A 22318-nucleotide genomic window follows, 5' to 3' on the forward strand; every position below is an offset into this window, starting at 1 on the left:
TTTAGGTAATTTTAAAAGATAAAACTGCAAAATTTTCTTTATTTTTCATTATCCTACTTTTTAACAGTAAATATAGATATAATATATCAACAAAAATATACAAAAACATCGCATTGTTTACAATGCGATGTGAATATTAATAATTAATCTTGTTTCATTAATGTTTCTAATTCATTTCAAGCTTTTTCTAAATCAGTAACTGATGCTGTTTTAGTAATGCCTCAAACCTTATACGCTTGTGCATATACTGCACTTCCTTTGGTAAGGGTATAGTTTTTGCTGGTAAAGTTGTTTAGTAAATATCAAACTTTATCAACTACTTTTGATCTTCGTTCTGCTAGTGCATCAGCAGATGTAGTTTTAAATACATATGTTTTAAAATTACTTGCATCTTCTGATGAAACAGTAACTGTTAAAGTTTCATCTTGTAAAGTTGTAAAGATATTAGCATTATTTGTAGCAGAAATATGTAATTTATCCAAACTTTGATCTGGTCCTAAAGTATAAGTTGTAATATCTGCTTTTTCATTAAATCCTGGATAGTTATTTTGATCATATTTTACAGTTGTTTCAAAACTACTTTGTTTTGAAACATTTGTATTTGGAGCAAGAACTTGAAACTCTTTAATTTGCACTGATTTTTTATTGGTTGGGATGCTAAATTTTATTCTTACTGCATATGCATCAACTGGTTTAGCAAAGATTAACTCAGTATAATCATTTGATTTAATAGTAGTGTTTTGTTTTTGTAAGGTGATGTGGGTTCAGGTACCAGTTTTTAAGTTTGTTGCAGTTGATGAACTATCATTTAGATTAGATAATTGAGTTTTTGTAGAATCGGTTAATCCTGTGACTGCTGATGATAAATATTCGACACTAACAGTTGTAGGAATACCTACTTTCTTAGCATCATCAGCTGCTGCAAATCACACTTTAACTCGATCTACTTTAACAGACTTAGATGTAGAATCCCCAAAAGCAACTCCAACATAGTTATCATTAGCAATATTTGTTGTATCTGTATGTGTTTCGCTTTGTTTTACTGTTTTAGATTCTTCTGCTTTCGCAGCAGATACTACTGTTGAACCACTTGAATGTTCAGCTTGTCCTTTTCCTTCTTGATTATCTGTAGTGCCACTTCCTGCTTGTGATTCTGTATGTTCTGTATCGGACTTATCAGAACTAGATTCTGAACCCACTGAACTAGCAACTTGTGTTTTTGGTGTGCTTTCTGCTTCAGTATATTTATTGCTTCAAACAGGAGTTGTGGTATTTGCTGCAGCAGTTCCATCATTTAATGAATCTACAGAATATGTGACAGCACTACTATCTTGTGATGTACTTGCACTCATAGTAGAAGAAGCGAATGCAGCAGGGAATAATGCAGAAGTTTGTCCTTGTGTAGTTGCTGATTTTTGAGAAACAACAGAAGCTGTGGTGTTTGCACTTCGAGCTACCTTAGCAACATATAATTTTGCTTTTAAGTTTGTTCCAGCAACACTTGCTTCTTTCATCACAACATCAGTTGAATTAAGTTCATCATCAGATAATGTAGGGAAAATAACTGGTCTAGTATATGCTCTACCTAAATCATCAAATACAGTAACAGTATTAGGTAAATCAGGTGCATATCCACTTAAAGTTGAAATATGAATATCTGAAACTCGCTTAATATCATGCACAGCTACTGCTGCTGTTACAGTTCTAGTTAAGTTTCGATATGTTGCGGTTCCACTATAAGTAAAGAATCCAACATTATTTGCTGTTGTTGGAACATTATTTCATGTTACATCAACATATCTAGCATATTTATCACCTGGATAAATTGCTTCGATGTATTTAGGTAATGTTATATTATCACCTTTTAAAACATCTAAGGTTTGAGTTTTAGCAACTGCTAATTCATCCATTCTAAACAAGAAAGGAGAAGTAGGTGATTCTAAGACATTGATACTTACAGGTGCAGATGTATATGAAATTCCTTGATATGTTACTTTCATCACTACTTGTTGAGCATTAGTGAAGTGACGACCGATAAAATTACCACTTTGATAACTAATGTATATATTTGGATTTTGATTATTTACTAAGTGAAATTCAATTCCATTTTTATCTAGGTCTTTTGGCTCTATCTTAGTGTTATCACTTGCAATTAAATTAAATGTAACAGGTTGTGCTTGTCCAATTGTAATGTCTGGAACTGAGAAAGCAACAGTGGTAAGTTTTTTGGTATTGGTAAGTAATCTATGAGTATAAGTATATGTTTTAACTTGTCCTGTTTCTGATCAAACTAATGCATATCATTTTTTGGTATTTGCATCAATTTGGATGCTAAAGGTTTGCACCCTTGCACGACTTGGTTGTGGTAAGTTAAAATCTACTTCGGTTGGGAAATTATCACTAGGACTACTGGTTCCGTTATAATCAAGTTTGTCGGGAGAAAATAATGTGGATGTATCTGTTGTTATACCATGTCCATTAACAACAATAGAATCAAGTGAGTTACTACTATCCTTTTCTCTGTGTCCTTGTGCTTTGGTAGCACCATATACAAACACTTCTCTTAAACCAAAAACATAATTATGGGTATCATCGCGTGGATAGTTTTCATAATCAAAACGAATATATTGTGCATTAACTTTTTCAAAAGTTATTACATAGTTGTTGCTATTATTAGCATCTTGTATATTAGCAGATGTATTTAATGCGAAGTTATCACTTTTACTTTGATTAAATACCCGATGGAATGTTTGTCCATCTTCTGATGTGGAAATATATAAGTATTTTGGTCCGTTATTACCTGTATTAAAATCAGCAAACATAAATAACTTAACACCTGCAATATCTTGTTTGGTTTTTAAATCAATTGTTATTTGTCCTGTCTTAGCATCTGCTTGACGATCTCCTACATAGTTGGTAAATTTATTTTCACTACTATTTCAAGTTCCATCAACTATATTGGTAATAGCATCGCCAGAACCAGTTTTAGCAGGGCTAACGGTTGCTGTTGCATGATTGGTATTAGATGCATTAGTATCTACAATGTTAGTAGATGTATTAGTTGTATAGTTATTATCTACAACTTTTAAGTATGCTGTTACGGGTTGATCAGTATAGTCTTTTAGATGCCCTTGGATTGTGATATCTTGCTGTGTACCTTTTGATGTTGAAACTGATGAATGCTCATTTCATACAACAGGTTCATTAGATGTACCAAATTTAGAGATGACTTTAACTGTTTCAGGTAATGTTACTTTATCATTCTCATATACTGTAATATAAGGATTTTCTATCTGAAAAGCACTTTCATTATATACTTCATATTCTTTTACAAATTGCTTACCTGCAACTGTTGCGGTAATTTGATAAACAGCAGGAGTTTCCTTTTTAATTTTTGATGTTTCTCATGAAACAGGAACTTCTTTAGTTGTTCCATCACTATAGTATGCTTGCACTGTATATGGTAATGAAAGTTCTTTGTTCACTTGACTGTATAAATTGTTTGCATCGATCGCTACAACACTAGCAGCTTCTTTTTTAGGAACAACTGGTTCCTGTGTTTGATTTGTTCCTGAACCATCTGTGTTTCCTGAACCAGGCTTTGTTCCGACTTCTGGTGTTGTAGTACCTGTTCCAGAACCATCACCTGGTTTATTACCACTTTCTCCAGAAGCACCTGGATTTTGTGTTTGTGAACCACTTCCTTGTCCTGGTTTAGCTTCTTCTCCTGGATTGGTTGTTCCACCATCACCTGGTTTTGGTGTTCCATCGCTAGGTTTGCTTCCTTCATCAGGTGGGGTTTGATTACCTGGTTTAGTTTGCTCACTTGGTGGTGTTTCTTTTCCTGGTGTTTCCGGTTTAGCAGCAGGTGTTTGACTGCCACAACTTACTGCTATCGCTGTTGTAGAAGCAGATATAAATAAAAGAGATGTAAGTAATTTATTTCTTTTTCTCATTTTTCCCTTTCTTTTTATAAAGTTAGATGATTTAGCAAATCATCTAAATATACTATTTACTAGAAAATATGTTTTATATTTAAAATAACCAAATAAAACACTTTTAATTTTATTTAAATTTTTGAATTGTTTTTTTTTTTTTTTGTTTTTATATTATTTTTGAGAATAAAACTGGAAATTTTTATTTTCTTTTCATTATTAGGTTGTTTAATATACATAAAATTTATATTTATTTATATTATATTCAACACATTAGAGAAAATATTCAACAGAAAGAAACGAAAATACATAGATGTTAGTGGTTTGGTAAACTATTTTATTTGTGATTAAGGTTACATTTTGTCTGCACCTGCACACTAAAAGAAACGGTCAGATTCTTCTTACTGATACCGAGTATTAGTATTTAAAAGCAATATTATATTTTTCTTGGTTTTTTACAAAACTATGATATTATTATTAAGAACCTTGTTTAAGACAAGAATGAAAGACTTATAAGTCTTACTGCTTGAGATAACCCTCCTTTCACATAATAATTCAGAGACATAAGTCTCTTTTTTTACCTTTTTAAACCGTTATATCAAAATCATATATAATTAGAAAGATACTTATGGATGCAATATACTTAAACACTTTATTAAATGCTTTTCCTTTGTTTTCAAAAGAAGATGGTGTTGTAACAATCAGAATCAAGAATGCTATTATTAAAATAGATTTAAATAATCAAAAATGATGTATAGAAAACTTTAAAAACTTTGGACACCAAAGGATTTTTGATTTAAGCAAAAATGAAAATTGATCAGTTTTAATGTTAGTTGCTTCACTGTTAGAAAAAGGCTATAAAAAATCACAAATATATTTAGAAAAAAGTTGAAAACTTGGACACAATACATCCGGTTTTGCAGATGTAGTTGTATTAAAAGATGCAAAACCTTATTATATTTTTGAAGTTAAAGATATAAACTCAATCCATAAATATATCAATCATAAATCTGCTAAGCATACTATGCAAATATTTAGTTATCTTTTTCAAGATAAAAACATCAAGGTTGGCAGTTACTACACCTATAACTTTATAAACCAAAGTCACCAATTTTTTAATATTTTTATTAATGATATTTTAGCAAAAGCAGAATCAACTGAATCAATGTATGAAATATGAAACAAACAATGAGATATAAGTAATTTTGTTTTCAACAACAATCTCTTTGAAGCAGAATTTCAAGTAATTAAATATCATCAATTAAAAAGAATAGATTCTGATGCGGTGAAACTTATTTTTAACCAGTTTTTAAGCATTCTTAGACAAAATAGTGTTTCTGATAAATCTAATGCATTTGATAAGATGATTAATATTTTTATTGCAAAAGTATATGATGAAATTTTAGAAGATAGTAATTTTGAAATAGATGGACAAAAAATTAATGGGATGCAATTTCAATTCATCAATAATATTGATAATGATTTAAGTTTTCTTAAAAGATTAAATGATTTATACAAAAATGGTATGAATTATTGTATGAAAAAACAAATTATTGACTACTCTGATTCGGAAATTGAATCAATCATTGAAAATAATGATAATAAACAAAAACTCCGTCAAGTTATAGATGATTTGCGTTTAAAGAAAAATAATGCTTTTTCTTTTATTGAAGTTTTCGATGATAAAACATTTATCGAAAACAATGGTGTTTTAAAAGAAATGGTTTTATTACTGCAATCATATAAATTTAAATACAACAACAAACATCAATTTTTAGGGGACTTTTTCGAAGAACTTCTTAACACATCTTGAAAACAAGAATCTGGCCAATTCTTTACTCCAATGCCGATAGTAGAATTTATGGTTAACTCCCTACCTATTGAAACACTTATTAAATCTAAGTTAGAACAAAAAAATATAGATTTTATTCCTAAAATGATTGATTATGCTAGTGGAAGTGGACACTTTTTGGTTTCGTATATGGATTATATCGAAAATGTTGTCCAAAAACTTCATCCTATTTATACATCTGCTGTAAATAAACTAATTCAAAGTTATCAAATTAACCCTTTTAGTTGAGCAAATGAGCATGTTGTTGGGATAGAAAAAGATTATCGATTGGCAAAGACATCTAAAATATCTACATTTTTAAATGGTGATGGTGAAGCACAAATTATTAATACGGATGGAATTAATAAATTTAATTCTATTGAATTTATAAATAGTCCTTTATACACCGAGAAAACCCTGAATCCTATATTTGATTTTGTGATCGCAAATCCACCTTTTTCTATTGCTGGTTTTTTAAAAAATATTTTGAAAAACAATGTCACTAGTGAAGATTTTAGTTTACTGAAAACACTGGATGCTAAAAGCAGTGAAATAGAAGTATTATTCATCGAAAGAACTTATCAATTACTTAAAGATGATGCTTATGCAGCTATAATTCTACCTAGATCTTTTTTAACAGCCGCACAATATGCATCAGCACGTGAATTTGTTTTAACACACTTTAAAATTAGAACCATTTTTGAATCAGCAGATATAACTTTTAGTGGAACTACAACATCTCCTATTATCTTATTTATGCAAAAACAAGATAATGTAGAGTTAAATTATAATATATTAGTTATTAACTCACCTAAAACTTTGTTTGCTGGCAATAATGCCGAAAAAGAATTTTTAGGTTATGAATTTAGTGCTAATCGTAATAAGTTAGGGATAACCTTACTAAATGATAATTTAAAACAAAATTATGCTCCAATTGTTAATGAATTTTTGACTAAAAACACTGTAAGTAAGTTGAATAAGTTTACTTTTATTAAAAATATTAATCAGATGTTGTTGTTAGATAAAGATCAAAAACGTATTATTTATCCAAGATTTAGCAAACCGAAAACTGGTTATATCAGTATCAACGATATCGCTGATGCAATTAATCCTGTTTATGATAAAAATGTAAATTATAAATACTTAGAAATATCAGATATCCAAAATGGTAAAATTAAACATAAAAATAATAAAAATAAAAAATCATCAAAACTTGCTTTAAAAGGTGATATTGTCTTTTCAAGTCTACCGAATGCTAAAAAAATAGCTATCGCAGATGATAATTATTTTGTGTCCGCTGCTATATATGTAATAAGAATTACAGATAAGAAAATCAGAGATAATTTTTATAACTATATTTATAATAATACTAACAATATTATCTATGATATGAATGTTTTATTAGATGGTTTCAAAATTACATATGCAAAAATCAGTGAGTATAATTTCAAAAATAATGTATTTATGCAAAAGGATTTGATTTTTAAGAAGTAGGATCGGTTTGTCGACATTATAAAAATTCTTGTGTATTTTAATAAAATCTAAGTTATATCCTATAAAAAGGTAAGTAGTATATATAATAGCATCTTATCAGAAAAATTTAAAAATTTTTTTGAAAAACCCGCAAAATAAAGCGAACAAAAGTAATCTTTTGTTCTTTTGCTTTATATTTTGCAGGTTTTTCAATACCAAATCGAAGTTTAACCAATATTTCTAAATCCGTTTTTGTTGCTCTAAAACTTCTGTCAATATTTCAGTTATCAAAAATATGTGCTAAAAGCAGTGATAAACTTTCCGTATTAGGAAATGAAACTTTTCTTTTTAAAATCAATTTCATATTCGAGTTTAAGGATCTCGATTGGATTTGTTGTATAAATAGATTTACGCTTTTCAGGTGGAAAATCAAAAATGTTAATAAATTTTTGCATTTGCAAAAGATATGAGACTTCTTTTTGTAACCTTTTATAGTTCATTTTGATACAAAGTTTTCTAGTTCTTTTTGTGCTTCAATTATATTACTTCGTTTTGCAATCAACATAAAATCATTAGAAATTTCTTTACGATCAGAAACCCTTACTTTAGACACAATATTTCTTTGAATGTGTATAAGACATCTTTGAGTCTTAGATTTTGGAAAAATTTCATTTACAACATTTTCTAAACCAGGTAAATCCGTCAAAGACAAAAATTTCAACTTCTTCACACCTTGTTCCTTGATTTTTAGTAATAATTCTCTAAAAATTCCTTTGTTTTCATTTGGACAAATTTCAAAGTTTAGCACTTGCTTATAACCATTTTCGTCAATTCCCATAACGATATTTATAGACTTCCTTTGCATAACTTCCTCGTTTGATGGAAAAGTAAGTAGAATCAAGAAAAATTGCTTGAAATTTCTTTGGTAGACTTTCTATTTTGGAATTCATCTACCTTTTCCTTTGTAGTAGTAAAGATATTAGAAATTGTTTGTCTTGACATTTTTATGTCTGTAGAATTCTCAATGAAATCAGTGATTTCTTTATAAGAACCACCTAGTTTGCAAAAGGACATTATCATCTGAGTAAGATCATCACTTCTTCGACTATATCTGGTAAATAATTTACTTTTAATTCTTCCTGCTCTATCTCTTGGAACATTTAGCAATGCTTTTCCAATAGGTGTATCTAGTGCTTCTTGTATAATAACCATTTCGTGTATTTTTCTTTTCATATTTAGAATTTTCAAATTCAAATTTTAAGTTCTCATCAAACTCTTCTTTTAAGATTGCATTCATTATATTAGTAATGATATCTCTTGAAAATTCTGCTACGAATTTAAACCCATTTTCTTTTATTTCATTAATCTTTTCTGAAATTAACAAATTTTTTGATATAATATCTGTCATGTGTTCTCCTTTGTTTTATTTCACATACAATTTTAAAGGAGTTTCACTCTTTTTTAATATTTTTTAAAAAATCTTTTTTGTGAAGATAACTCAGTTATGAATACACAACTTTTTTTAAGGTCCCGGTTTGCAACACTATAATTAGTATATAGAATAAAATATAGCACCATTGGTGCTATTATTTTATGCTTTATTATTTTTCTTTTTCTTTAAATATCAACCAAATGAAAGTAGAGTTATAAGTGCGATTACAGAAGAAACTACTGCTGCTATTATTGCGGCTGTTGTTTTTGATTTGCTATTCCTAGAATTTGTAGGTGTTTTAGTTTCTGTATTAGTTGTTGTGCTTTCATTTGTTTTTGGTTTATCTTGTTTTGTTTGATCGTTTGCTTTAGTTTGAGGGTTTTGCTCTGTGTTTGCTTGTTGGTTATTTGGATTTTCTGCTTCTTCTTGTGGTTGTGGAGTTTGTTTTTGCTCAGATGCTTTTTGTGAATCTGTTGGTTTTGATTCAGTAGGTTTATTTTTTTGATCAAGTTTTACTTCTACTTCGTTTTTTAAAGCAGTAAGTGCTTTGGTATTATTATTTTCTGGTTTATCTAATTTTGCTTGATATGTTGGTTTGTCTGCTTCTGAAAGCTTATTAATTAATGTTTGAACTTCTGCTTTTAAATCAGCTAAATCTTTTGCTGTCTTTTCATTAGCAAGCTGATCATTGACTGCTTTTTCAGCGATATTCAACTCTTGCAGATTAGTAGAATCATTAACTTGTTTGGTTAGCTTAGTTTTTGCATCGGTATTTGTTATTGTCGCTGCTAATGAAGCGATTTTAGGTTTTTTTGCATCAAAATCTCTTTTATCAGTTTCAGCATCTTGTTTATTTTGTTCATCTAATACTTTTTGAACTTTAACTTTTACTTCATTTACTTTTGAAGCATCTGTTGCAACACGTAATTCTTCTTGCAATTGAGATTTATTATTTTGGTCTTTAATTTGATCTATTAATTTCTGTGTATCTACAATTGCATTAATAAATATTGATAGTGCTTTATAAGTTCTTACAGAATTTGGAACATGGTCCGAACCTTTTCCTTGAAGAAATTCAATTAAATGAGCTTTTCTTTGATCTACATCAGAAAGTTTTCTTAAATCCATTACAACTGCAAATCTAAATTTTTCTAGCAACTGGTTACCTATACCAATTGCTTTTCTGAGTTTTTCCTCTGAACTTTCAGCATCATGAATAATTTGACTAAATTTAGTAGTTCCAATTCCATTAACCCCATCTTCTTGACTAATAAACAATGTTCTTGTTCATAAACTATTTGCATCATCACGCAATTTAACAACAAAAGTTTTTGCTGCATCAACTGTATATACTGCTTTTGATAAATCGACAACATCATTAGTTAATGCCTTTGAAAATTCAGTTGAAACTGTATCAAATGATTCTTTTTTCTGTGGATTTGAATCAACTAACATTTTATCTAAATCAGATTTATTTTTATACTGAATAACTAATTCGGAATTTAATTCTGAATTTAATTGTGTTAATATACCTTGTTTAGTATTATCAGATTCGTTTGTTGGATTACCATATAGAAAATCATTAACCAATTGAGCACTAGTCATTGTTGCTTTATTTTTTTGATAATATTCTTTAAATGCATCCCTGCTTTTTTGAACAGTTAATTTTTCTATTAAATCTGGTATCAAACTTTGATCTGCATCTACTGCTGTATTTTTAGCTTCAAATAATTTCGTTTTCAACTCTTGTAATTTTTTAAGTTTATCAGTATTTGGTGTGGCTTTTTTGGCTTCTTCAAGTTCTTTATCAAACTTAGTTGATTGTTCACTTGTTAAAGCTCCATCGGTAGCTTTTAAGGTAGCGATATCTGCTTCATTAGCGTCTTCTAAAACTTTAATTATTTTTTCAGTTGTAGTATCTTCAACAATGCTTGATTCAACTGTTTTAAGGTTTGTATAGATAGTATTAATATCACTTGTTTCTTTATCACCATCTTTGGTTACATTATTAAAATTAGTTTGTTTTTGCTTTTGTGCTTCATTGATTATATCTTGAATGCTCTTTACATAACCTAATTCAACCTCGTTAATTGCTTTTCTTTTTGCAACAGCATTATTTACAGTTTGTGCCTTAGTTAATAATTCTAAGAATTTAGCACGATTATCAATTTGGTCAAATTTAAAATTCTTGAGTTCATCTTCATTTTTGTCTTTTTGAACTTTTTCTATTGTTTCATTATATTCTTTTACCTTTGTTGCGATTTTTTCAAGTATATCAGTAACAGATTTACTAATATTTGCAGAAGTTGCATCGGTTTTATCTAAAATAGGTGAAATTATTTCATTAAATGCTTTTAAAAGTTCTTGCTTCTTAGCATTATCAGCGATTTTATTTATTTCATCTAATGCAGCCTTTTTAATATTTAAAGTAGATATATATAACTCAGAAAGTCATTTAATTTGATCTAATTTTAATAATGAATCATTTACAGAAGCATTCAATAAATCAACGAATGCACTTTTAACATTTGATGGAACTTCTGTATTTTTATTTAATAAATCAACTTCTTGCTTAACAAAGTCTTGTTTTTTTAGTGTTGCATTAACTTGTTCTTCAAGCAAATTAATATCATAAAGTGTTTTACTTTCATCGCTTATTATTTGACTTAAATTATCAGAATATGTTTTTTGCACTGCATTGCTTGAATCTATTTTCGCAATCAACGCTTTTAATTCAGCAACTTTATTACGGAACATTTTAACAGATTTGATAAATGATTCTTTTTGAAGTTCTGGATTTTCATTCATTATTGAATCATATTGAATCTGAGTAACCCCTTGATCTAAATAGTTTCCGTTAAATAAACGTTTATTTTCTATAGTAATGATTTTTTCACCTGCTTGGTCAAATTTAACTTTAAAATTATCTAATCTTTGTGAAATAGCAAGTGTATGTGTATTAACTCACAATAAATCAAGTGCTTTATCAAGATCATTTTTTACTTTATCTAACTCTGCTTGTGTTTTTGCATTTTTAATTTGATTATCAAACTTATCTAAATCCTCTGACTGTTTAGTTAATTGAATTAATGAATCCTTTTGAGCATCTAAAAGTAACTGACCTCTTTGATTTTCATCTGTATTCTCGGTTTTTAATTTCCCTAATACTTTTGTTTTTAGACTTTCAAGTTTATCATTTACATTTGCATCAGGGTTATCTGATAGTGCAGTGTCTAATGAGATTTTAATAGCATTTAACTCTTTTTGTAATTGTGGCTGAGAATCTGCATTTGCTTCTTTTTTATCTTTTATAAGTGATATTAATCTTTGTAAATAATCTATAGTTTCAAAATTCTTTTGATAATCTGATCTAACCTTTAATGCTTGAAGTTGTTTAACTAAACTATTCGGTTTATCTGGATCATCTATAGATGCAGCATATGCTTCATTTTGTTTAAAGCGATCATCATTTATTTTCGCTTCATCTGTTTGTTGTTTTTGAACTTTTAATAATAAATCTTGATATTCATCTAAATAAAAAGTTTTTTTAATTTCATCAATGAAGTTAGATTTTGCAACCTTGTTAAATAACGATTCAATTGCATCAGAAACTTTGATTAATAATCCTGCTTTTTCAGAAAGAATTGACATCTTATTAGCATCCATTTCACTTGGATTCGCTTTCTTAATATCGGTATTTAAACTACGTAAGTCATCTAGCAATTCATTACTCTTATAATCAAAATAAGATGTTTTTGAAAATCTCTTGGTATTTACAGTATTTTTAATAGCATTGATATCTTTTAAATATTGTTCTTTTCTTTCTACCGGCGCAACAGGAACAACATCAATTGGTTTTTCTTGTTTAGGTGGTTTGGGATTTATTTCAGTTTCCTTTGCTTTCTCTTCTGAAGTTAGTTCAGATGATCTAGGTGCATACACAGCAGCAATAACTGCAGCAGTAACTGCAGATGCAAAAACTGCTGAAGAAACTAAAAACATTGCTAATTTATTTTTCTTTTTCTTGTCTTTCATAAGGTCCTCCATATATATATATATATATGATTGTATTAATATTAATTTTTTTAATGTAGAATAATTGTATCAAATTTTGAGAATTTCCTGTGTTATTTTTTTAAATAAAAATGAAATTATTTTCTTACTTCTCTTACACAAAGTGATAAAATATTAAAAAAGGTGGCAGAGTGAATCCTGCTTGGATTTAATGCACACCTACTTACGGTTGGAACACCGTCTGAGTTATCGTATTAACAAAAGTAGGTGGTTGAAACTGTTTTTAATTACTTTAACGGATAACACAAGTTTGCCTGTGTGTTTGTTGACAACTGTGGTGGTTGCAATCAAACGTTACCAAACATAGGTTTTCGGTTGATCGCTATGTGAATAGCAGTATAAAAACTCCGTGTGTTAGTAGCACCCAGAATCCGAAAAGAGTATATTGACCAAAGTCAAGGTGCTTGGTGAAAACCCAGTATTTAAAATGAACCTTAGCTAAGTTCATGCTGTGCCAGAATAAAAGTGATTATCTGCAGCTCGGGAGTGTCGGACAACACTCTCCCTTTTTTTTATATTTTGATTCATAAATGATAAAGTTTTTGTGGAAATATAACTTTATTTTCCCGTTACATAGTTATTTTTGAAAATACAATAAATTTCTTTTTTATTAAAAAAGAATAAAATTATATCAATATGACTTCATTAGATAATACTAATTCAAATGATAATAATTGCTGTGAGTTTCACATAAATAAAGCATTAGATGAGCATAAAGTTGCTAATATAGTAGACAAAAAATTAAACAATAATATCGATTTAGAAAACATCGAAAATAACACACATCATCTTAAATACAAGATGGGTGTATATCTTTTAAATTCTAAAGATCATGGATTAAATTTTAAAAGATTGTTCAAAAGATACTGAAATAAGGTAATCTTTATATTTATTGCTTCTTTATTGTTTAATGCAGGAATTCAAATCTTCTTAAAACGTGCAGAAACTATCCCATCTGGTGTTACTGGAATACCTACATTAATTCAATATGCAGTACCTGCTGTAGAACCTTATTTTGCTTTGTTATATTTAGCATTCAATATCCCGTTATTTTTAATTTTTGGATGACGGATTAAAAAAAGCTTTATCTTTTTAACCCTAACGTTTATGTTATTTCAGATATTAACTAACCTTTTCTTTACAGCACCTGTGATATCTGTCGGCTTACAGGAATTCATTACATTTACCGAAAGAAATGAACCTACAAGCAACTGAAGTAATATCGTTTATTCTTTTATTGGTGCATTATTTATTGCTTTAGGTATCTCGATTTCTTGAAGATCGGGTGGATCAACAGGTGGAACTGATATTATCGCTTATTATTTTTCGGTTAAATCAAAGAAAAATGTTGGCCATGTGTTATCAATTATCGGAGTTGCTACTGCTATTACATTTTTAATCATCTTTGCTTTTTTAAAACCTAACTATTTATATCCCAATCCATTAGATAACGAAGGGAGGATTATTACAAATATTGCAAATATGCCTGTATACAAGGATAATGCATTTATAAATGGTAGTTGAGATATAAATAAACTCAAAGAAATTTTTAACAATAAAAATAGTGTTAATGGGAGTGGTCCACATCGAATTTATTTTGGTATCCGTGAATTAACAACATTTTTATATATTTTAATTGTTAATGTTTTTATTGATATTCTTTATCCAAAATATAAAAAAGTTGATGTCACTATTATCAGTTGTAATCCTGAAAAAGTATTAGCTTACTTTCGTCTAATAAACTACTGACATTCATATCGAATTGAATCTTATAAATCAGGATATACAGGTAAACAAGCAACAAAAATTTCAACAGTTATGCTTATTTTAGAAACACCTAACATAATTTCTGATTTAAAATTAATTGATCCAAACATTTGAATATCAATTTCAAGGGTAAAACAAGTTGTCGGAAACTTTAATACCGAATTTGTCGAACATTAAAATTAGTGCTATTTTAGTGCTAATTTTATTTTTATTAATAATAAAAGTGGAGGTATAAATGAGACTTAATCAACTACAAGAAATTAAAGGAAGACAACTTAACAAGATTAAACCAGGTTTTGCTTTTTTAAGTTTACTCACTGGTATTCCTTTGTTAGCTTCATCACTTGCTTCAATAGTTGGTTTGTTTAGAACAGCATTTTCAGCAAATGGTGAAATTAAGGATAAAACAACCACTTACAAATGAAGTCATAATGAGAAAAGTTCAACAACAAATTCTAAAACAAACTATATTATCTTTTAATTTGGATATAAACTCTTTTTGGTATAATAAATTAGTTACCATGAGTAACCGTTCTGAAAAGGTTTAAGTAGCATAGCTCACCTCAAAGACGAGCCACTTTTTGGAGGATTGCATGTTAGCAATTATTGAAACAGGTGGAAAACAAATTTTAGTTAAAGAAGGACAAACCATTTTTATCGAAAAAATCGATGGAGAAGAAGGTAGTGAAGTAAAATTTGATAAGGTTTTACTTGTAGATACCAAGATTGGTACTCCTTATTTAAAAGATGCTTTTGTAACCGGAACAATTGAAAAACAAGGTAAAGCAAAGAAAATTATAGTATATCGTCACAATGCAAAATCAACACACAAAAGAAAGCTTGGACACCGTCAACCATATACACGTGTTAAGATAGTGTCTATTCAAGGATAATAAGAAATGGCAAAGACAAAAGCAGGTGGATCTACTCGTAATGGTCGTGATTCACATTCAAAACGTTTAGGTGCTAAATTAGGTGACGGACAATTCGCTACTGCTGGATCTATTATTTATAGACAACGTGGAACCAAAATCCATGCAGGTAATAATGTAGGTCGTGGTGGTGATGATACTTTATTTACTTTAATTGATGGTTATATAAAATACGAAAGCAGAAAAAACAGAAAATTTGTTTCAGCATACCCTGAAAGAAAATCAAATTAACAAAAGAAGGGCATTCGCTCTTCCCCAAAATGCAATCTAAAAAGCTACACTATAAAAATTAGACTATTGTGTAGCTTTTTTTGTATAACCACAAATATTTTCAATAATAAATTTACGATATTAATTTAACAAAAGCAAAAATAATTTTGAACTTACAAAGTCATTAATCCCAAAAGTTAAATTTTAAATTTAGTAACTTTTTTTATTTTTTATGCAAGCTTAAAAAATAAAACCTGCTTTGTAAACTGAGTTTGCAAAGTAGGGAGTTTTTTTGTTTCTTTTTTACAAAAAAGAAAGTTCCCCCGCCTATTTTGCCATTAGGAGGGGCAGAGGGGGTGGTGAAAGTGCAAAACAGATAAATGTATTGTATGTATATTTTACAAAGAGAAGCTTTGTTTTTGTTATTTCTAAATAAAATTATTACGGTTGTAAAAAACCCCTTTTCTATCTAGTGAATAGAAAGGAGCCTCTCATTAATAATTTTACCCTGAAAACAAGAATTTGATTAGAATTTTTATTAAAAACAGAGAAAAAATCACTAACTGAAATTTCAACAGAAATGAAAATTTCACGTTCATCTATCAGCAGAGAAATAAAGAGAAATTCTCATTTATTTGGTTATGATGCTTATTATGCGCAAGAAAAATGTGAGATAAGAAATCAATGAAAAAAGCATTGTATTTTAAAATCACACATGCATAAATATGATATATTTTCGCAAATTTTCCATAGCAAATTTAATAAAAGAAGTTTTGGAATCGATGTCACTTATCAGTATATTAAAAATACTCAAAAAGTGCAAATACCAGCTTTAAGAACAGTATTCAACTGAATCGAAAGTGGTGTTTGAGTTATAAGCAGAAAAGACTGTTTACGCAGCAAATATAGAAAGAAACATCCAGATGACTACAAAAGTGGAGTAGAAAAATTAGTAGGAAAAAGATGGATTCGTCCTTTTTGATCTCGTCCAACTAGTATTGCAGAAAGAAGTGAATATGGACATTGAGAAGTCGATTTAATCATAGGAAGAAACCGTGCAAAACATAGTCATTTACTTATTTTCACAGAGAGAATTACAAGATATGGAATTATCATTCTTCTACCAGAAAAAAATCCTTGAAAGATTAATCGATTACTTTGAGACACAATTAAAAAATACAAATTAAATGTTAAATCAATTACACAAGATAATGGTTGAGAATTTAAGAGTCTTTTTATTTAGCATACAGATTACAAATTTATATAGCTATTTATGTTTTAAATGTGTGTTTTTAAATAATTTTAAATGTTTTTGTTAAAAAACTAAAAAACAACTTATTATTTAATTTAAATTCTTATTTTTTGTTATATTTTAAGAATCCAAAAAATCTTTTTGTCTTATTTTTACCTGCTTGTTAAAAATTTATTTAAAGTTTATCATCATTGAATAATGATTTCCTTTGTTTATTCTTGTTCACTTTACCCAATTTATATACTTATCTAAATTTTTACTTGAAACTCCGTTATATACATTTTCAATTAATTCTTTAATCTTGCGATGAAAATTATTAACATTTTGTATATGTAATTTTTCCCTTACACTTTTTGTTTTATCTGAATTTTCTTTATAAACAAAAGATTTTTTCTTAGAAGCACCAACAATATAATGAGATGCACCTATCTTATTTATAAAAGGTTTATATGATGTTTCCCCATCAGTTATAAATTTTGCAGATTCAGGATTTTTAACTTTGTATTTAAAAGCAAAATATAGTTTTTCTGCAGAAGGTTTACCTTTTCCTAAATAAGAAATTGCGATTCCCCATTTCTATCAACCATAGTAGAAACACAATCTAAATCACTATTTATACCTCTTTTTGAGTTATAGTATAAAGATTTTCCACGTTTTCTTGCTGCTCTACCTATTCCGTTCTTGTGTCTCACCTTTTTTACATCAAGAAAATATATTTCGTCAAGTCTCGATTATTCCACTACTGACATCTGATTCTTTTTGCTTAGATTTAATAAAATCTAATAATTTATGTCTTCAAACAAAAGTCTGTTTTTAAATTAATTCCACAAATCGCTGCAGTTTCTTTAAGTGTTAATTTCTTTAAATGACACTCAAGAAACATTTGATATTTAAACTTGATGTGTTTTTCTTAAGCCTTTCAAAAACTGTTCCAGTGCAATTACTAAAAGTTTTCTTACAATCTAAACATTCTATAACGAGACGATGTTGTTTGTTGAACCGTGCTTGTGTATCTTTACAGATCCACTATCTATGACAATATTTAGGTTTTTCTATTGTTATATCTTTACTATTATTTCATGAAGTAATATAAGATGCTAATACTTCTTTAACATCATTCGGAAGCGTCAGTAAATGACTTTATTCATGAATTTGCTATTAATTTTAGTTGTTTGAGTTTTTCATCTTTTGTTGACATTACTAAATTATACATTATTTTCAAATAAAACACATTTAAAACATATATACCAATGAAAAAATAAACTCGAATATATCTTACTCTCAATTTCATAAAAGACTAATAAAATTAGGTGTTACATCTGCTTTTGCTTATAAAAGTAGCGAAAATTCTGCAAAAAATATGTAAAGTATGCAAAATTAACGAATAAGGAATATCTTTTTGATAATATGGTTTTTAAAAACCTAAGAAAAAGAAGTAATTAGAACCGAACAAAGACGAAATTTCTCATTTGGTCAAAGGGTAGAAATAGATGGATGCTCACACAAATTCTTAAATAATAAAGAAATAACATTAATTGGTTCCATTGATGTAGCAACAGGTTTAATTTTGTCATTACATTTTGAGAAAAAAGCAGAATCATTAAATGGACATCAATCAAATATTGAAAAAATGATAAATAATTATGGAATTCCACAAATGATTATTACAGATAACAGAAAGAATTTTTATAATTCTGCTGAATCAAATGCTTCTACATATAATGCTGTAAGAGATTTAGGAATAGAATTTATAACCACTTCTGAATCAAACGGAAAACCACATATTGAACGTTTTTGAGATTTTTGCACAAAAGAGAATTCCAAGTTGATTATAAAAGATCACAATTATAAAACAATTGAAGAATTGAACCAAAATATAGGTGAATTAATGAATTATTTAAATATTACAAGAAAAAGTGTTATACAAAATCCACAAAGTAATTTCTTTAGACAACCACATAAAGAATACCTAGAAAATTACTTTGATTTAGAGATAAAAAGAAAAATTAATGCTGCTGCAGTAACTTATAATAATGTAAATTATGCACCCTATGAAAATGACAAAAGAATTAAAATTAATAGCAGCACAGATATAAAATTTGTCATAGGAACAGACGAAAAATTATATTTTAGAACCAAAAATAAAAGATATGAAGCAAAACCGATATCTACAAAAGATATGACTCATTATGAGAAAATAGCATTCTGAAAAACGCTGCCATTAGGGGTAAAAGAAGTATAAATCATATCAAGACTTCTTTCGAGTGGTTTCTCCTTTAATAAATTACTTGATTTAAAAATTAGAAAAATTGCTTCATCTGATAAATATACAAATTGATGAAATAAAAATATTGCAACAAATACTCGATGAACTCGAAGATGCTCGTAAAAAACTCGATAACATCACAAATTTATAAAATCAAACAAACAAAATTTATGAATATTTTACCACAAGCAGTCTTGGGATTTTTCCTTTACAGGAAAATCATTTAAAACATACACATACAAATGTTTTAAGGGTTTCTCACTTTTACCACTTCTAACCCCCGCCTACTAATGCAAAATAGGTAGGGAATTTTCTTTTTGAAAAAAAGAAACAAAAAACTTTATATCTGTGGCAGATACGCAAATATTTTATTTGCTACAAGCTCACTTTTTCAGATTTTGTTTTTATATTTTTATATAAAGGTGTTTTATTATAAAAAGTAAAACAGAAAAATCTTAAATTAAACTTTTTATGGTATTAAAAAAACTGGTAAAAAGTGATTAATCCTGCTTTATGCTATATAATTTTTATACATTGTAACTATGTAAAGTTTTGAATAATATTTCAGAGATTTAAAGAAAAAAATCTTTTATTTTTAGTAAAAATACTATAATAACAGTATAGAAGACATTTTAAGTAGATATGTATGCATATATTTCATATATATATATATATACGTGTCAATCGAAGGAGTGTCATATGAGTATAAAATTAAAACGAAAATATTTGATATTAAGTGGTTTAGTAGTTGGTACATCACTTGTTTCAAGTGTCACTGGATCAGTCTTGTATAATTTTTCACCCACCTCATCGTCAGATAATAGTAGCAACCTACCTGAATCAATTAATAAACCAGTTTTAGAAAATATAAATCATACTGATATAACAGCTGGTATTAGTTCAGCTGTTGATTTAAATTTACCTAAACCAAAAGAAAAGGTTAAAAAAATAGATGAACCTACTGTTAAGACAACTAAAAAAGTTGATGAAAACAAAGAAGTGACAAAAACTAAGGAAACAGTTATTTTAAATCAAATTGAAAAACCAAAACCGATAGAAAAACCAGAGTTAAAACAAGTTCCTGAAAAGAAAAAAGATGAACCAAAACCTGAAACAAAACAAGAAATAAAGAAGAGTGAACCTGCTTCAGCGCAAAAAATAAAACAAATCGTTATAACCCCACCAAAAGAAGACGAAAAGAAAGAATTACCAATTGCTCAACCTCCAAAGCAGGAAGTAAAAAAACAAGAAAACTTTAGTCCTAAACAAGAACAATCGAATAAAATATATATTCAAGGTGTACCTGTTGATGCAGATGTTACACAAAATCCAGGAAGAACAATTGCTCAATATGATGTAGAACGTGATATCGCTAATCGAAGACCATATTCACAGGAAATAAATAAGGTTCTAAATAGTATTACAGTTACAGACCAACTGACTAACAGGGTTTTATCTAATGCAATTGCAGCATTCAAAACCATACATGATAATCCGAATGATACAATAGGGTTTATTAAGCAAATTTTTGATGATAAACAATATAAAACAGAAACTGAACGCGATGCTAATATTCAAAGTTATATTAATCAACAACCAGGAGTTTGAGAAAAAAAACGATATCAATACAGTAGATTAATAGATTCACCTAATATCAAGTATTTTTTAAAGAATCCAGCTGATTATGAAAAATTTAAAAATTACCCTGATAAAACAGTTCGTGATTGACTCTTAATAGAAAATATTGACTTTTCTAAGTTTACCCAAATAGATCCAAGTGCATATTCGGAATTACAAAAAGGATTTGTTTTAGATCCGAGAGAAATTTATATCACTGAAGATGGAAAAATTAACTCACATGCATTTGGTCAACCAGATGAATTTAACTCAGTTTTAGGTGTACAAACAAGAGATAATGAAACTAGAAGAACCTTTAGGATCTCAGGACCATTTGGCCGTGATGGTGATTCAATTTTAAGTGGTAATTATAAAGACTGAAATAAAACTGATATAAAATATGAAGCAAGATTTGCTAAATATGATATTCAAGGAATAAAAGGTATTAATATTTATAAACTTACAGCAAAGCAAAAAGTCGATGGACAACTTAATGAAGGAACTGTTTTAGAAATTAATATGTTTGATTCTAAAGCATATGCTAAAACAAAAGAACTTTTGGAAGGATTTAAAAAAGATAATATTAATATAACTTCATATCGTTTCTTAAATATGGGTGCAGCATCAGCAAACCAAAAATTTAAAGAAATTTTAGATTTATTACCACAAAAAATCCCTCAATTAGAATTATTCTTCGATGCATCTGCTGCAAATACTTCAGCTTTGATAGAGTTAGAATATAAAGAAATCGATGAATTAGGTTTATATACAACCGGAAATGCACTTTCAGAAAAATGATCAATTAACCCGTTAGCTCTTCGTAAAACTGCTTGGGTTAATACACTAGATTATAATGTAAGTAGAGATTATCCAGCGAATTCAAATATAGCTACTAGAATTGTATTTGACTCTCTTGCTTTTGAAGAAAGTGATATAAAAAAGAACACTTCTGATCCATATTCAAGAATTAATGATGGTTTAAGAATGGCATATTGAACTAGAAATAATGAAAAAATATTTGAAGGACAAAGCGGAGGTGGAAACCATCCCGATAACAACGAAAGTGGAAACAGTTATCCGTTAGGTCTTGATTTTTCTAGAGCACCATCAATTCGTTCATTGCATGGTTTAGTATTCTCAGATGTAGTTAAAACATCAAATGCTCCAAGAAAAATTAAAAGATTATTATTATTTAATGATTCAGAATACTTTAACATTTCTTCTAAAGAACTAAATGATGCAGGTTTTGAAAACATCGCTAAGGGAGAACCGGGTCCACCAGATGCAAAAATAATATTTAGCAACAATAATACAACTAAATATGTTTATTTAACTGGTTCTGATCAACTAACATCACGTGGATTGGGTTATTTAAAGGATTTATTTGATTTAGCTAAACAACTTAATAAAACAACCATTTATGTACAACCACAAGCAATAGAGTTAAAAAAACAACTTGAATCAAATGGTTATACAGTTGCTGTATATAGTCAACAAGAAGATGATCTTACATTAACTTAGGAGGTTAT

Annotated in this window: 14 protein-coding genes; 8 read left to right on the plus strand and 6 right to left on the minus strand. The window is 28.4% G+C overall.

All coding sequences use genetic code 4. The features are described 5' to 3' along the window. Positions 1–143: 143 nt before the first annotated feature. Entirely contained in the window at positions 144–3956 is a 3813-nt protein-coding gene (locus ACR82Z_RS00800; protein WP_435129905.1) for an Ig-like domain-containing protein, read from the minus strand. A 607-nt stretch (positions 3957–4563) separates the two neighbouring features. Here ACR82Z_RS00800 and ACR82Z_RS00805 point away from each other — a divergent pair. Next, positions 4564–7260 (plus strand): HsdM family class I SAM-dependent methyltransferase, encoded by a 2697-nt coding sequence (locus ACR82Z_RS00805; protein WP_435129908.1) that lies wholly within the window; start codon positions 4564–4566, stop codon positions 7258–7260. Between the two features lie 106 nt (positions 7261–7366). Here the strand turns inward: ACR82Z_RS00805 and ACR82Z_RS00810 are convergent, their stop codons facing one another. From ACR82Z_RS00810 to ACR82Z_RS00825, 4 genes are all read right to left on the minus strand, one after another. After that, positions 7367–8104 carry a transposase gene (locus ACR82Z_RS00810; RefSeq protein WP_435129911.1) on the minus strand — a complete coding sequence of 246 codons (738 nt, stop codon included), beginning with the start codon at positions 8102–8104 and terminating at the stop codon, positions 7367–7369. Further along, entirely contained in the window at positions 8086–8451 is a 366-nt protein-coding gene (locus ACR82Z_RS00815) for a transposase (protein ID WP_435129228.1), read from the minus strand. The genes ACR82Z_RS00810 and ACR82Z_RS00815 overlap by 19 nt, the downstream gene beginning before the upstream one ends. Further along, positions 8384–8647 (minus strand): transposase, encoded by a 264-nt coding sequence (locus tag ACR82Z_RS00820; RefSeq protein WP_435128564.1) that lies wholly within the window; start codon positions 8645–8647, stop codon positions 8384–8386. Before ACR82Z_RS00820 ends, ACR82Z_RS00815 begins: the two co-directional genes overlap by 68 nt. 183 nt (positions 8648–8830) lie before the next feature. After that, the gene (locus ACR82Z_RS00825; protein ID WP_435129913.1) at positions 8831–12706 is read right to left on the minus strand and encodes a hypothetical protein; all 3876 of its coding nucleotides are present in this window, start codon (positions 12704–12706) and stop codon (positions 8831–8833) included. 675 nt (positions 12707–13381) lie between these two features. Here ACR82Z_RS00825 and ACR82Z_RS00830 point away from each other — a divergent pair. The 5 genes from ACR82Z_RS00830 to ACR82Z_RS00850 all read left to right on the plus strand — a co-directional run bounded on the left by ACR82Z_RS00830 (position 13382) and on the right by ACR82Z_RS00850 (position 16897). Further along, positions 13382–14689: a YitT family protein gene (locus ACR82Z_RS00830; RefSeq protein WP_435129916.1), complete on the plus strand. Its 1308-nt coding sequence runs from the start codon at positions 13382–13384 to the stop codon at positions 14687–14689. A 58-nt stretch (positions 14690–14747) separates the two neighbouring features. Next, positions 14748–14993, plus strand: coding sequence for a hypothetical protein (locus ACR82Z_RS00835; RefSeq protein ID WP_435129919.1), 246 nt, complete (start codon positions 14748–14750; stop codon positions 14991–14993). A gap of 112 nt (positions 14994–15105) precedes the next feature. Next, positions 15106–15405, plus strand: a complete 300-nt coding sequence (gene rplU / locus ACR82Z_RS00840; protein WP_435129922.1) for a 50S ribosomal protein L21 — start codon at positions 15106–15108, stop codon at positions 15403–15405. A gap of 6 nt (positions 15406–15411) precedes the next feature. Continuing rightward, positions 15412–15675 (plus strand): 50S ribosomal protein L27, encoded by a 264-nt coding sequence (gene rpmA, locus ACR82Z_RS00845; RefSeq protein ID WP_435129925.1) that lies wholly within the window; start codon positions 15412–15414, stop codon positions 15673–15675. 451 nt (positions 15676–16126) lie between these two features. After that, the gene (locus ACR82Z_RS00850) at positions 16127–16897 is read left to right on the plus strand and encodes an IS30 family transposase (RefSeq protein ID WP_435129929.1); all 771 of its coding nucleotides are present in this window, start codon (positions 16127–16129) and stop codon (positions 16895–16897) included. Positions 16898–17454: 557 nt separating this feature from the next. On the opposite strand, the gene ACR82Z_RS00855 is transcribed toward ACR82Z_RS00850, so the two are convergent. Beyond that, the gene (locus ACR82Z_RS00855) at positions 17455–17598 is read right to left on the minus strand and encodes a hypothetical protein (protein WP_435128810.1); all 144 of its coding nucleotides are present in this window, start codon (positions 17596–17598) and stop codon (positions 17455–17457) included. A gap of 875 nt (positions 17599–18473) precedes the next feature. Here ACR82Z_RS00855 and ACR82Z_RS00860 point away from each other — a divergent pair. Continuing rightward, the gene (locus ACR82Z_RS00860) at positions 18474–19148 is read left to right on the plus strand and encodes a hypothetical protein (protein WP_435129932.1); all 675 of its coding nucleotides are present in this window, start codon (positions 18474–18476) and stop codon (positions 19146–19148) included. A gap of 723 nt (positions 19149–19871) precedes the next feature. Beyond that, on the plus strand, positions 19872–22310 hold the full coding sequence (locus ACR82Z_RS00865; RefSeq protein WP_435129935.1) for a putative immunoglobulin-blocking virulence protein: 2439 nt from the start codon (positions 19872–19874) through the stop codon (positions 22308–22310). The last annotated feature ends 8 nt before the right edge of the window (positions 22311–22318 follow it).

This window comes from Mycoplasma sp. 6243 (assembly GCF_051200785.1).
Classification (GTDB): Bacteria; Bacillota_I; Bacilli_A; order Mycoplasmatales; family Metamycoplasmataceae; genus Mycoplasmopsis.